Annotated in this window: 12 protein-coding genes and 1 pseudogene; 4 read left to right on the top strand and 9 right to left on the bottom strand. The window is 69.8% G+C overall.

The genetic code is table 11. The features are described 5' to 3' along the window. Window positions 1–50 precede the first annotated feature (50 nt). Window positions 51–1232, bottom strand: a complete 1182-nt coding sequence (locus tag ASC98_RS15895; protein WP_082541964.1) for a glycoside hydrolase family 5 protein — start codon at window positions 1230–1232, stop codon at window positions 51–53. Window positions 1233–1488: 256 nt separating this feature from the next. On the opposite strand from ASC98_RS15895, the gene ASC98_RS15890 reads away from it, so the two are divergent. Beyond that, window positions 1489–2559 carry a substrate-binding domain-containing protein gene (locus ASC98_RS15890; RefSeq protein ID WP_056820164.1) on the top strand — a complete coding sequence of 357 codons (1071 nt, stop codon included), beginning with the start codon at window positions 1489–1491 and terminating at the stop codon, window positions 2557–2559. A 4-nt stretch (window positions 2560–2563) separates the two neighbouring features. On the opposite strand, the gene ASC98_RS15885 is transcribed toward ASC98_RS15890, so the two are convergent. After that, on the bottom strand, window positions 2564–2944 hold the full coding sequence (locus ASC98_RS15885) for a DUF427 domain-containing protein (protein ID WP_056809075.1): 381 nt from the start codon (window positions 2942–2944) through the stop codon (window positions 2564–2566). 120 nt (window positions 2945–3064) lie between these two features. Further along, window positions 3065–5776, bottom strand: a complete 2712-nt coding sequence (locus ASC98_RS15880; RefSeq protein WP_082541965.1) for a TonB-dependent siderophore receptor — start codon at window positions 5774–5776, stop codon at window positions 3065–3067. Window positions 5777–5927: 151 nt separating this feature from the next. On the opposite strand from ASC98_RS15880, the gene ASC98_RS15875 reads away from it, so the two are divergent. After that, window positions 5928–7181, top strand: a complete 1254-nt coding sequence (locus tag ASC98_RS15875; RefSeq protein ID WP_162249288.1) for a leucine-rich repeat-containing protein kinase family protein — start codon at window positions 5928–5930, stop codon at window positions 7179–7181. 20 nt (window positions 7182–7201) lie between these two features. On the opposite strand, the pseudogene ASC98_RS15870 reads toward ASC98_RS15875, so the two are convergent. Beyond that, window positions 7202–7459: pseudogene (locus tag ASC98_RS15870) on the bottom strand (LysR substrate-binding domain-containing protein); the annotation flags it as partial. Between ASC98_RS15870 and ASC98_RS32350 the strand changes: the two are divergent. Further along, entirely contained in the window at window positions 7429–8244 is an 816-nt protein-coding gene (locus tag ASC98_RS32350; protein ID WP_369820453.1) for an NADP-dependent oxidoreductase, read from the top strand. The pseudogene ASC98_RS15870 and the gene ASC98_RS32350 overlap by 31 nt on opposite strands. A gap of 69 nt (window positions 8245–8313) precedes the next feature. On the opposite strand, the gene ASC98_RS31730 is transcribed toward ASC98_RS32350, so the two are convergent. The 5 genes from ASC98_RS31730 to ASC98_RS15840 form a co-directional block, all read right to left on the bottom strand. After that, complete coding sequence (locus ASC98_RS31730) at window positions 8314–9006, bottom strand: helix-turn-helix domain-containing protein (protein WP_082541967.1); 693 nt, start codon at window positions 9004–9006, stop codon at window positions 8314–8316. Continuing rightward, a complete protein-coding gene (locus ASC98_RS15855; RefSeq protein ID WP_056809086.1) occupies window positions 8987–10156 on the bottom strand; it encodes an epoxide hydrolase family protein in 1170 nt (389 codons plus the stop codon). Before ASC98_RS15855 ends, ASC98_RS31730 begins: the two co-directional genes overlap by 20 nt. A 116-nt stretch (window positions 10157–10272) precedes the next feature. Beyond that, window positions 10273–10968: a peptidoglycan-binding protein gene (locus ASC98_RS15850; protein ID WP_056809088.1), complete on the bottom strand. Its 696-nt coding sequence runs from the start codon at window positions 10966–10968 to the stop codon at window positions 10273–10275. 18 nt (window positions 10969–10986) lie between these two features. Then, a complete protein-coding gene (locus tag ASC98_RS15845; RefSeq protein ID WP_056809090.1) occupies window positions 10987–11313 on the bottom strand; it encodes a hypothetical protein in 327 nt (108 codons plus the stop codon). Window positions 11314–11331: 18 nt separating this feature from the next. Next, window positions 11332–11790: a hypothetical protein gene (locus tag ASC98_RS15840; protein ID WP_157597969.1), complete on the bottom strand. Its 459-nt coding sequence runs from the start codon at window positions 11788–11790 to the stop codon at window positions 11332–11334. Between the two features lie 236 nt (window positions 11791–12026). On the opposite strand from ASC98_RS15840, the gene ASC98_RS15835 reads away from it, so the two are divergent. Next, window positions 12027–13064 (top strand): hypothetical protein, encoded by a 1038-nt coding sequence (locus ASC98_RS15835; RefSeq protein ID WP_056809093.1) that lies wholly within the window; start codon window positions 12027–12029, stop codon window positions 13062–13064. Window positions 13065–13073 lie beyond the last annotated feature (9 nt).

Raw genomic sequence — 13073 nt, 5'->3', positions numbered from 1 at the left:
ATGGACACGAAAGCGCCGGGCCCTGCCGGCGTGGACGGCCCGGCGCGTGCTCATCGGCCGTAGAGGGCATCTCGCAGGTCGGCACGGAACGCGCCGGCCCCCGAGGGGTCATAGACGCCGAAGCCGGAGGCCAGCTCCCAGTAATGCCAGCTCATGGCGCGGGCCTCGATCAGGTCGCGCATGGCGCGCGAGTAGCGCACCCGTGCGGCGTTGTCCGCGGCCGAGTACGACCCGAACTCGCCGACGAAGACCGGGTAGCCGACCTTGGCGCCATAGGCTTTCGCGACGTCCAGCCCCCAGGTCATGCGCGACAGCTGGTCCGCGGTGCAGCAGTCCTGCCCGACAGGCAGCGCCGGGGTGACCCACGTGGCACCCTGGTGGGTGAAGTTGAACGGTTCGTAGTTGTGAACCGTGAGGATCAGGTTGGCGTCGTTGGGCAGCACGAGCCTGGACAGGTCGGCCGCGCTGTTCCAGCTGGTCGGGCCGACGACGATCAGGCGTTGCGGGTTGTCGCGGCGGATCACGCCGACCGCTCGCGCCATCAGATCGTTCCAGCGATCGGTCAGGTTGCCGTGCGGCTCGTTGTAGACCTCCAGGATCAACCGGTCGCTGCGGTTCTTGTAGCGAGCCGCGATCTGGCGCCACATCGCGAGGAAGCGCACTTCCACGACGGCGGGGTCCACCGAGCGTTCGTTGGCGTCCAGCACGTCGCCGTCCAGCTGGCGATAGTGGTGCATGTCCAGCAGCACGTAGACACCCTTGTCCAGCAGGCGGTCGATGACGCTGTCCACGCGTGCGAAGAAGGCCGGGTCAATCACTGCAGCAGCATCGGCCGAGGCGTGGTTGCTCCACCGGACAGGCAGCCGGACGCTGTCGAAGGTGCTGCCGTCGAGCAGATCGATGAAGCGTTGCTCCACGGTCAGGCCCCAGTCGCCTTCTCTCGGCGGCTCGAGCATGTTGCCGAAGTTCACCCCGCGACCGAACGCTGCCGCAGCGGCGCTGGCTCGCGCCGAGGCGCCAGGGGGCGTGCCGGTGGCCGCTGCCGGATAGTCGGCCAGCGACCCCGCATCGGAAGCCGTCGCCCCGCCCGCGCCACCGCAGGCCGACAGCCCCACCGAGAGCAGGGCTGCGGTCAGGGCGAGTCGTGCAATCGATTGCACGGAGGGGAAGGGAAAACCCGGAACAGGACTGCCAGAGCGGCCGCAAGTCGAGACTACATCGGTCTTCATCATTCGTTCAACTTCCGGTCAATGAGATTTGAAATGGTCTGCAATCGATTGCAAGCGAAGAGGATGTTGCAGTGAAGTTACTGCTGGTGTCAACGGGGCAGTGCCCTATCATCGGGATACCGTGAATTACTGGGCAGCGGGCGACTCTTTCCGCCATGCCGGCACCGACTTGCGAAACGGAAGCAACAGTTCGTGGAAGATGCCTAGTGCAATCGTTTCCAGGAACCGCTAAGGAGCGCCCGTCCGGGCACGCATTTCAATGACCAGCCCTACCAAAGGAAGGCCCGGCGCCCTGGTGAACCGGGGCGCCTCGGAGCAAAGTTCGACCCTGCAGGATGTGGCTCGGCTGGCCGGCGTGTCGGCCAGCACCGTGTCGCGCATCCTGAACGGCCACGTCGACTCGCCCAGGCGCGAGGCCGTCGACGCCGCGATCAAGAAGCTGCGCTTCAAGCCGAACCTGGTGGCGAAAAGCCTGCGCAGTGGGGTGAGCATGGCCATCGGCGTGCTGACGCAGGATTTCGACAACCCCTATGCGTCGCGTGCAGCCAAAGGCGTGGAAGACGAGCTGATGAGCGGTGGCTACACCCCCATCGTGATCTCGGGCCACTGGAACCGCGCCGCCGACGAAACCGACCGCGTGCGCCTGCTGATGTCGCGCAAGATCGATGGCATCGTGGTCATCGGCGGACGGCTCAGCAACGAGCAGTTGCTGGATCTCTCCGAGCAGCAGCCCATTGTCGTCATCGGCCGCGAATGCCACGGCCCCCGCCTGCGTTCACTCGATGTCGACCAGCGCCAGGGCGGCTACATGGCAACCCGTCATTTGATCGAGTTGGGGCATCGGCGCATCGCCCACATCTCGGGGATCGAGTACCAGCCCGACGCGACCGCCCGCATGCAGGGCTACATGGATGCGCACCGCGACGTCGGTCTCCCGGTGGACCAGCGTCTCATCGTGCGCGGCGACTTCTCCGAGGTGGGTGGCATGCAGGCGATGCAGACGCTGCTCGATTCCGGCATCGGGTTGACGGCGGTCTTCGCGGCGAACGACCAGAGCTTGAACGGCGCGCGGCTGGTCTTGTTCAATCGAGGCATCGACGTGCCGGGGCAGGTCTCGCTGGTGGGGTTCGACGGCTTGCCTGCTTCCGAGTATTCCGTGCCGCCGACCACCACCGTCCGGCAACCCATCTACGAGATGGGCTGTACCGCCGCCCGGGAGCTGCTTCGGTTGCTGGGCGTCAAGCAGTTGAACGACACGCCGATCGGCTCGCTGGAATTGCGGCTGCTGGTGCGCGGAACCACGGCGCCACCGCCCCACTCGGCCGCCTGACCTGCTACCCGCCCTGCACCCGGATCTGCGGGTACTTGTCGTCGTAGAAGGCCACCCGCTGGCGCAACGCGAGGTGCTCGTCGTAGGGTGATTCGTAGGTCCACACCGCGCCCTCCAGCGGCTTCGCACCGGCCTTCAGATCGAAGTAGGTGGCATGGCCCTTGAACGGGCAGTCGCTGGTCACGCTGGAGGGTGCCAGCATCTCCATGCGCACATCGGACCGCGGAAAGTAATAGCGTGCCGGCGCCTGGTCTTCGTCGACCCGGACGACGTCGGCGGACTGCGCCACCGTCACGCCGTCGACCTCGACCTTCATCGTGTGCGGCACGCGGGACTCCAGCACCTTGTGCTCGGGATGCTGCCGGTGGCCGGGGGACTTGCTCATGATCGATGCTCCTTGTCACCTCGATGAGGCGCATGCCTGCGTGGGCAAACGCCGTACCCGGTGCAGGCCGGCGTGCCGCTGCCGGCGGGCCCTGCGCGCGCCGAGCCGACCCGCCGGGGCTCAGCTCCCGCCGAACCGGTGCTCGAACTCCAGCCAGCCTTGCCGCCCGTGCGGGCTGTAGAAGCCCACCGGGTAGAACGGCCAGCCGCCGGTGTCGTCGCGCACCGTCTTGTTCGCGACGTTGTTGACGATCAGCGTGAGCCGCGTGTTCTTCGCGAACTGGTAGCTTCCGCTGGCGTTGTGCAACCACTGCGGCGGCACGAACCCTTCGTCACCGTCGGCGATGCGGCCGTAGCGGCTCGATGTGAGCGTCGCGCCCCAGTCGCCGAAGCTGCCGTCCAGCGTCGCGATCAGCTTGGTCGGGAAGCCGGCGAAATCGCGCGTGCCGATCTGGTTGATCGCGGCGTCGCCGGCGAACTGCTGGTACCTGAAGCTCTGCACCCGCGTGTACTTCGCCCCCACCTGCCAGCGGCCCCAGCCGTCGGTCGCCCACCGGTAGCGCACGCCGAGGTCGAAGCCGCGGGTGCTCTCCTGCGCCGCGTTGATCGGGTTGACCGCGATCTCGTAGACCTCGCCGGGCCGCACCACCACATTCGCCGGGTTGCGGCGCACGCGCGAGAACGTGTCGACGCAGCTCGGGCTCGCCGGGTCCCGCGCACCGCTGCGGCAATCGGCCTCGTCGCGCAGCAGCTTGTCGGCATCGAGCGTCGTCACCAGGTCGTCGATCTCGATCTTCCAGAAGTCGATCGACGCCTCGAACTGCGAACTCGGCGACCAGAACGCGCCCAGCCCCCAGCTGCGGCCGTTCTCCGACTTCAGGTCGGCGCTGCCGTTGCTGACGTAGTTGAAGCCTGGCGACACGTTCGCGAACTCGCAGGTCGCCACCGGCTGGCCGGCCTGCGCGCAGCGCAGGTAGTCGGTCGACGACGAGTAGTAGCCGCGGCTCTCGGCGGTGTAGATGTAGTTCATGTCCGGCGCCCGGAAGCTGGTCGCGTGGTTCGCGCGCAGCAGCAGTTCGCGGGTCGGCCTGAACTCCAGCCCGGCCTGCCAGGTCAGCTTGTCGTCATGCCGACCGGCGAACGCGTAGTCGTCGTAGCGGCCGGCGAGCGTGGCGGTCAGCTGGCGCGACAGCGGCGCGTTCAGCTCGGCGCCCAGCGCCTGGCGCTGGCGCGTGCCCTTCACCTCGGCCACCTCCTTGGTGTTGTAGAACACGCCCTGCCCCAGCCGTGCATCGGCGCGGTTGCTGAAGCCCTGCGAGCCGAGCTCGGCCACCGCCGCCAGCTGCAACGGGCCGGCCGGCAACTGCAGCAGGTCGCCATGCACGCTGGCGCTCAGCGCGTGGCTCCATGAACGGTTGTCGCCGTTGCTCGCCCCGCTGATCGCGCCGTACTCGGCGGCCGTCAGCGGCGTGTACAGCCGCGCCGGATCCGGTGCGTAGATCGGGATGCCGTCGGCATCGGTGCCCTGCTGCGGCCCGAGGAAGAAGCTGTCGACCGAGGACAGCAGGCGCGGCGTGACGGTCTTGCTGCGGTAGCCCGACGCGTTGTAGGCGACCTCGTAGTTCCAGCCGTCGACCAGTTCGCCGCGCGCGCCGAGCGCGAGGTTGCCGGTGCTGTCGCGCCACTCGCGGTTGAAGCGCGTCACGCCGCCCAGTTCCTCGGGGGCGATGCGGCGCGTCCAGGTCTCCAGGTCGCCGGTGTTGGCGTTGCGGAAGTAGCTGCTCGTCGCGCCGAGCGAGGTCCAGCTCGGCCCGCGGGTGTTGTTCTCGGTCTTCGCGACGCCGATCAGGGCCTCGGCGAACAGCGTGGTCTTCGGCGTCAGTGCAAGGTCGAACAGGCCGCCGAGGTTGACGGTCTCGTTGCCGGTCTGCGTGGTCCAGTAGGTCGGCTGGGCCCGGCCGCTTGCGCAGTAGTTGCGGCTGCCCGCCTGGTAGTGCTGCGTGCTGCCGGCGAACAGGCCGCCGAGCGCGTCGCAGCCGGTGCCGGGGTCGACATACGCGCCGGTGTCGGCGTTGCGGCGCGAGGCGATCGCCGTCGGCGCGGCACCGGCCCGCGTGGTGTCGGCCATGAAGTCGCGCTGGCGGCTCCAGATCGGCTGGCGCTTGCCGAGTTCCAGCCCCCACACGCCGGTCAGGGCGTCGCCCGAGAGGCCACCGCTGAGCTGCACGCGCAGGTTCTCGCCGCCGCCCTGCTGCGTGGTGCCGGCCTTCACGTTCAGGTGCAGGCCGTCGAGCTGCTTCTTCAGGACGATGTTGACGACACCGGCGATCGCGTCGGACCCGTAGATCGCCGAAGCGCCGCCGTCGAGGATCTCGATGCGGTCGATCAGCACCGACGGGATGTTGGCGAGGTTCACGAAGTTGACCTCGCCGTCGTAGGCGGTCGGGTAGTCGGCGACGCGGCGGCCGTTGATCAGCGTCAGCGTGTGGTTCGGCCCGAGGCTGCGCAGGCTGATCGCGTTGGCGGCCGGCGTGAAGGTGTTGCCGAAGTCCTCGCCCTGCGTGAAGCCGGTGTTCTGCGTCAGGCCGGCCAACGCGTCGAACACGTTCTTGTAGCCCAGGCGCTCGATGTCGTCGCCCTTGATCACGGTGACCGGACTCGGCCCCTCGGCCTGCGCGCGCAGCAGGCGCGAGCCGGTGACCTGCACGCCGGGCGTGGTCACCGCGTCCTGCGCGGCGGCCGGCAGCGGCACGAGCCCGGCCAGCAGCAGTGCCGCGGCCAGCGTGGAAACAGGGGGGGTCGAAACGGTTCGTGCTGTCGCAGCGGTGGGCATGGTTCGGTCGGATGAATCGGAGGTGCTGCAGGCTACGCACCGACCCCGGCCGGCACAACGAAGCGAAGCTCAGATGCAAAGGCGATTAACGATGACCGCGAGCCGCCCTGAGCGGTCGACGAGAATGCGGGTCGCCTGCACGACCCGCCCGATGCATCCCACCGCCCTCCAGCCCGCCCTCACCCCGATCCAGACCCTCGCTCGCCTGCGCGCCGGCGAACTGCAAGGCTGCACCCGGCTCGACCTGCGCGGCTGCGGCCTGACCGAGCTGCCGCCCGAGGTGCTGACGCTGGCCGACACGCTCGAAGTGCTGGACCTGTCCGGCAACGCGCTGAGTACCTTGCCCGACGGGCTGGCGCGCCTGGCCAGGCTCCACACGCTGTTTGCATCCTTCAACCGCTTCGGCGCGCTGCCGCCGGTGCTGGGCCGCCTGCCGTCGCTCGACACGATGGGCTTCAAGGCGAACCGGATTGCCGACGTGCCGGCCGCGTCGCTCGCGCCGACGCTGCGCTGGCTGATCCTGACCGACAACTGCATCGCGGACCTGCCGTCGACCTTGACCGATTGCAGGCGGATGCAGAAGCTGATGCTGGCCGGCAACCGGCTCGCGCGGCTGCCGGCCGGCATCGGCCGCCTGCAGCGGCTCGAGCTGCTGCGGCTGTCGGCCAACGCCTTCGAGCGTGCCGACCATGCCCTGCCCGACGAACTGCTGGCGCTGCCTCGACTGGCCTGGCTGGCCCATGCCGGCAACCCGTTCAGCGCCGCGCGCGAACAGGCCGCACAGGCGCTGGCGACCGTCGAGCCGATCGCGTGGCACGAACTGCGGCTGCAGGCGCTGCTGGGCGAAGGCGCGTCCGGCCACATCCATGCCGCGCAGTGGCAGCCGGCCGACGGCCCGGCCCGGGACGTGGCGGTGAAGCTGTTCAAGGGGGCGGTGACCAGCGACGGGCTGCCTGGTTGCGAGATCGCCGCGACGCTGACGGCCGGCCGCCACCCGCACCTCGTCGGCGTGCTGGGCGCCCTCGCCGGCCATCCGCACGGGACGCCCGGCCTGGTGCTGCCGCGCCTGGCGCCGCACTGGAAGCCGCTGGCCGCCCCGCCCAGCATGGCCAGCTGCAGCCGCGACGTGTATGGCGTCGACCAGCGCCTGCCGGTCGACCACGCCAGGTCGGTGGCCCGGGCGGCGACCGCTGCGCTGGAACACCTGCATTCCTGCGGGCTCAGCCACGGCGATCTCTATGCACACAACCTGCTGGTCGATGGCGATGGCCGCGCCCTGCTCAGCGATCTGGGGGCGGCATCGCTGCTGCCGGACGACGGCACGCAGCGCGCCGCACTGCAGGCGCTCGACCGCCGCGCGCTGGACATCCTGGTCGACGAACTGGCGGGCCTGGTCCGCGCCTGAGCCGTCGCCACCGGGCCCGCTCAGGTTGCAGCGCGCGGAAACACCTCTTCCAGAAACGAAATGAACGCCTTGACGTTCGGGCTGCCGCGCCGGCTCTCGGGCCAGACGGCGGTGATCGCCGACCGGTCGACCGAGAACTCGCCGAGCACCGGCACCAGCAGGCCGCGCTCCACATAGGGCGCCGCGATCCACGACGCCGTCATGCCGATGCCGCCACCGGAGCCTGCCTGCCGACTGGAGGCCGCCGGTGCCCTTCCCCGCCATTCCGGGCTGGGACGTGTCGGGGGTCGTCGAGGCCGTCGCGCCCGGCGCCACCGGCTTCGCGGTGGGCGACGAGGTGTTCGGCATGGTCCGGTTCCCGAGCTTGGGCGGCGAGAGCGCGGCGTATGCCGAGTACGTCGCCGCGCCGGCGTCGCACCTGGCGCTCAAGCCCGCCGGCATCGACCACCTGCAGGCCGCGGCGGCGCCGATGGCCGGCCTCACCGCCTGGCAGTACCTGATCGAGCTGGGACACGATCACCCCAACCCGCTGCAAGCGCAGCGTCATCGCCCGGTGCCGCTGGCCGGCCGCAAGGTGCTGGTCAACGGCGCGGCGGGCGGCGTCGGGCACCTCGCGGTGCAGCTGGCGAAGTGCAAGGCGCGCACGTCATCGCGGTCGCGTCGGGCGCCCACGAGTCGTTCCTGCGCCAGCTCGGCGCTGACGATGTCATCGACTACACCCGGCGCGCGCCGGAGGACGCGGTGCGCGAGCTGGACCTCGTCGTCGACACCGTCGGCGGCCACCACGGGCCGCTTCCTGCGCACGCTGAAGCGCGGCGGCGCGTTGTTCCCGGTGTTCATCGGCTTCCGCGACGCCGATCAGGCCGACGAGAGGGGCGTCACCGTGTCGATGACGCAGGTGCGTTCGAACGGCGTGCAGCTCGCGGCCTTCGGGCAACTGCTCGACGCCGGCACGGTCCGCGTCGCGATCGACAGCACGTTCGCGCTGGCGCAGGCCCGCGAGGCGCACGAGCGGGCCGCCCGCGGGCACATCCAGGGGAAGATCGTGCTGACGGTCGCGTGAGGAACGCGTCGGCTCGGCCTCGGCGCCGGAGGGAACCGCGCGGGTCGCCGCCCGGCACGGGCGGCGCGCTCATCGCTGCGCAGGACCCGCGGGCCGCGCCACCTGCCGCGGCGTCTGCCCAAGGAACCGCCTGAGCGAATGGGTCAGGTGCGCCTGGTCGGCAAACCCCAGCTCGGCGGCGACCTGCGATGGCGTCCGGCCCTCGCGCAGCAGCCGCGCCGCCTCGTGGGCCCGGGCAATCTGCTGGAAGACCTTCAGGCCGAGGCCGGTGACCTCGGCAAAGTGACGCTGGATGCTGCGCTCGTCGAGCCGCTGCCGCACGCCCTGCAGCGCGCGCGAGACCACCGGATCGCGCTCCAGCAGGCCTTTGCGCGCCAACGCCGACACGAGGTGTTCGACGTTGTCGAAGCTCGGGATCTCGAAGCGTTCCGGGCCGATCCAGAAACGGCGATCGGCCTCGACCGGGCACGCCACGCCCTGGTTGAACGTCAGTCGCCCCGGCAGGCGGGGCATGTAGACCTCGGGCTTGAACGCGATCGTCAGCATCTCGTCGCCGGCCTGGCCGTCCACGGCCAGCGGCGCCGCGATCTGCCCGGTCTGGATGACGATCAGCGGGCCGCCAGCGCGGCGCAGGAACAGCAGGTCCCACGAGCCGTCGGGCACGGCCATTTCGCGCGCATCCGCGTCGTAGCGGGCGCGGCGGACCTTCGCCACCAGGGGCGAGTCCGCCGCGCGCTGTTCCTCAGTGATCGTTCCTTCCATCGGAGCCCTGTTGCCCCTGCAGCCCGCCGAAGAAGCGGCGCAGCTCGTCGGCGACGAGTCGGGGATCGGTTTCGTTGGCGAAGTGGCCGCCGCGCGGCATCTCGGACCACTGTACCAGCCGGGTGTGCGAGCGCGCCGCGAAGGACCGGACCGAGCGGAAGTCGTTCGGGAACACCGCCACGGCGGTCGGCGTGGGGTTCGGCAGCTCGCGATAGCCTGCGCCGCTGGCCGCGTTGGCCAGGTAGAACGCCGCGGCCTGGCCGCCGGTGCCGGTGAACCAGTAGAGCGACAGGTGCGTGAGGAAGCGATCGCGGTCGACCTCCGCGGCGCGCTCTCCTTCGAAGCCGAAGAACAGCTCGGCATTCCACGCCAGCAGTGCGGCCGGAGAATCGACCAGCCCGTAGCCCAGCGTGCCGGGGCGCTTGGACTGGATGTCGACGTAGCCGGCGTACTTGCGGAAGTAGTCGAGGTTCTTGAAGCCTTCCATCTCGAAGGGAGACAACGCGTCCATCTCGCCGGGGGTGCCCTGCGGGAACGCGAAGATCTGCTGCACGTGGATGCCGGCCAGGCCGTCGGGCGCGAGGATGCCCAGTTCGCGCGCGATCAGCGCGCCCGCATCGCCGCCTTGCGCGCCGTAGCGGGTGTAGCCGAGCCGCTTCATCAGCGTGTCCCAGGCCGCTGCGCAGCGCGCCGCGTCCCAGCCGGTGGCGGCCAGTGGCGACGACAGCCCCATGCCCGGCACCGAGGGGATCACCAGGTCGAAGGCCGGCGAGGCACCGAGGCCGTGGCCGCGGGGGTCGGTGAGCGGTCCGATCAGGTCCAGGTACTCGGCCGGAGAGCTGGGCCAGCCGTGCGTCAGGATCAACGGGAACGCGTCGGCCTCCTTCGACTTCACGTGGATGAAGTGGATGGTCTGGCCGTCGATCTCGGTCACGAACTGCGGGTGGCGGTTCAGCAGGGCCTCCTGCGCACGCCAGTCGAACCCGTCGGCCCAGCAGGCGGCGAGCTCGCGCACCAGCGACAAGGCCTGGCCTTGCCCGAAGCCGGGGTCCACCGGCTGAGGCCAGCGCGTGGCGGCAAGGCGCTGCCGCAGGTCGGCGATCTGCGCCTGCGGGATGTCGATGCGAAACGGGCGGATGGTGGTGTTCATCGTGGCTCCTGGTCGTGATCAGTGATGAGGCCTTCACTGTCCGGCAAAAGCGCATTCCGATCTTGTAGAAATCCGACACCAGCGCAGCGCGCCCGTCGCGGGCGGCTGCAGCCGCGTCACGCCAACCCGAGCGCCTGCAGCGTCTGCCGCCCGGCCTCGCCGTCGGCCACCATCCCCTGTGTCAACTGGAAGGCGTGCACCGCTGCCGCCGTGTGCGGGCCGAAGCTGCCGTCGACGTCCCCCGGCGAGAAGCCGCGTTCGGCCAGCCGCCGCTGCAGCCGTTCGACCAGCGCGCCCTTCATCGGCGGCTGCTTGAGCCGCAGCACCAGGCCCGGCGGCGCCGCGGGCCGCATCAGGTCCGGCTCGGCGTACTGCAGCATCGGCGGCAGCACGCCGATGTCCCAACGCCGGCCATCGACCTGGCCGCGGATCACGCCGGTCTTGCTGGAATGGGCCTCCACCGTGCCGCCGGTGCCGTCGGAGATCGCGATGTGGCCGATCAGGTTGCTGGCCGGAAAGCGCAGCAGGAATGCGCCGGGGATCGACTTCGCCACCACCAGCGCCGTGCCGCGCCCGCTGGCCTCGGCGTCGCGCCGCCAGTAGCCGGTGTAGGCGTCGGCCGTGCGCGGATCGCGGTCCTGGTCGCAGCCGAACAGGCGGCCGCTCACCTGGAACAGGCACCACGACGCGAACTCGGCGCAGTCCCACGGGCCGGTCCAGCCCGGGTTGTCCTTCGGCACCTTCGCGCCCAGCACATAGGCGTCGCCGACATGCCGCGCCGCCAGTGCCAGCACTTCGTTGCCCGTTGCCATCGTCGCGTCTCCTGTCGTTCAAACCACGGTGGCGATCGCGGCCTTGACGCCGTCGACCAGGGCGCGCTGGAACGCATTGATCGCGCGCTGGGCGATCGCCTTGGTGAGCACGGCCACCGCCTGCAATTCCGCTTCGAGCGTCTTCGCTTCGTCGTCCATCTCGGACGCGAAGGTGTCCTCGTCGATGTCGCCGACGGCAAACGCCTCGGCGACGGCCCGGATGGCGGCTTCATGGCCGCGGCCGATCTCGCGCAGGAAGTCTTCCACCTGGGGTGCCGTCTCGCGGACCGCACCTGCGGCCGCCCCGACCGCGCCTTCCAGGATGGCCCCGATGTCGATGCTCATGGACGCGTCTCCTCGGCCTCAATTGCCGTCGAGTTTCGGATTGCTGTCCGGGTCGGCCAGGCGCTTGGCCTTCTCGGCCAGCAGCGCGGCGGTGAACAGGCGCTGGAACCGGTCCCGGTGGATCGGCAGCAGCGCCGCGGCATAGTCGTCGTTCCTGCGATGCGCCTCGCGGTACTTCTGCCAGAACTCGAGGATCGTGCCGGCAATCCGCTGCGACTCGCTGTTCAGCGGACGGGATTCCTCGCGGACCATCAGCACCCGCAGCCGCGTCTCGATCTTCCCCCAGTCCTCGTTGAAGCCGCTGTAGGCGAGCTTCTGGGTCCTGGCCCGGGCCTTGGCTTCGATCAGGCGATCGTAGAAGGCGAACACCTCGGCCGAGGTGTCGGTGATCGACCTGGCGGCGTCGGCGTCATGGTCGGCGACCAGCTTGACGCCCGAGCACGCGGCCAGCATGCCGGCCAGCACGGCGGCCAGCACGGCGGCCGCGAACAGCCTCAGCCAGCGAGCGCCCGGGACAACGGTTTGCATCGTCTGCCTTCCCTCGAAGATCGTGTCGACGCGATCCTAGACACGGCCCTGCGCATGCGCATCCCCAGAGTTGGGGACCGGCCTGCAAGCGCAGGCTGTGTTCGATCGGTGGTTCGGGTCAGAATGCGGCGGACCAGGTCGCAGCCGACACCTTCCCTACCCTTCGACGAATCGAGGAGCCTTGGATGCTGAAGTTTCGCGGGGCCGATGGCCAGACCCTCCAGTTCACCGATGCCGAAGAAGCCTACGCCGCGATCCGCGACAACGTCTCGGGCGGCTTCAAGGTCTTCTTCATCCACGCGAAGCGCGACATCATCCCGATCCTGAAGACCTGGATCGCCGCGCTGCCGGGCGACACGCCGACCGACTGGGACGCGCGCAAGGCGGCCGGCCAGCAACGCCACCTGCTGGCCTTCGGCGACTACACCAACATCGCGCGTGCGGTGATGGGCGAGTTCCTGGCCAGCGAAGCGCTCGACGGCACCGAGACCCGTCTGGCGCGCGACACGGTCAACTCGCGCTACATCGCGGCCCACCTTGCCGCGCTGGTCGACAAGCTGCGGCTGAAGATCCGCGGCCCGTCCGGTTCGTCGGCGCTGAAGACGCTGCTCGACGAGAAGACCTGCGGCGCCGGTCCCTACCAGCCGCTGTTCAGGAAGCCGGGCGCGAACCTCGCGCGGGTGCTGCAGGCGCCCGATGCGCATTACTTCCAGGACCTGGTGGTGACGCTGCACGACGTGTCCGACCTGATGAAGAAGAAGCAGGCCGACATCGTGAAGGTGCCCGGCGACAAGCTCTACGGCACCTGGTTCAGCATCAACGACTTCGGCAAGCCGGAATACGGCCGCCGCCGCATCGAAGGCACCGAGGCCTTCCGCTACAAGGGCGACGAGAGCGATCCCGATCGCTACACGCTGAAGGAGCACAGCGGCTTCGTGATGGCCGCGCGGGTGCAGGGCATCCCGCTGTGGGCCGGGCCGTCATTGACGACCGGGCGGCTGATGCGCATGGCCGAATGGGCCGGCGCCTCGGCACAGGAGTACGAGGCGCTGGCCTGGGGCATCTTCGCGTTCTGGAACCAGTGCTACCCGACCTCGTCGACCTGGGTGCATCGCTTCCACGAGGTGATGGACATGGCCGTCAACTGGGGCGTGCCGTTCACGCCGTTCACCTACCCGAAGGACATCCCGCCGAACGCCGGGGCGCTGCGCTCGCGGGTGTGAGCGGGCCTG

Origin of the sequence: Rhizobacter sp. Root1238, from assembly GCF_001425825.1 — a bacterium.
Lineage (GTDB): Bacteria > Pseudomonadota > Gammaproteobacteria > Burkholderiales > Burkholderiaceae_C > Rhizobacter.
Note: the sequence above shows the minus strand (reverse complement) of the source record. Positions and strands in the feature narration are given on the sequence as shown.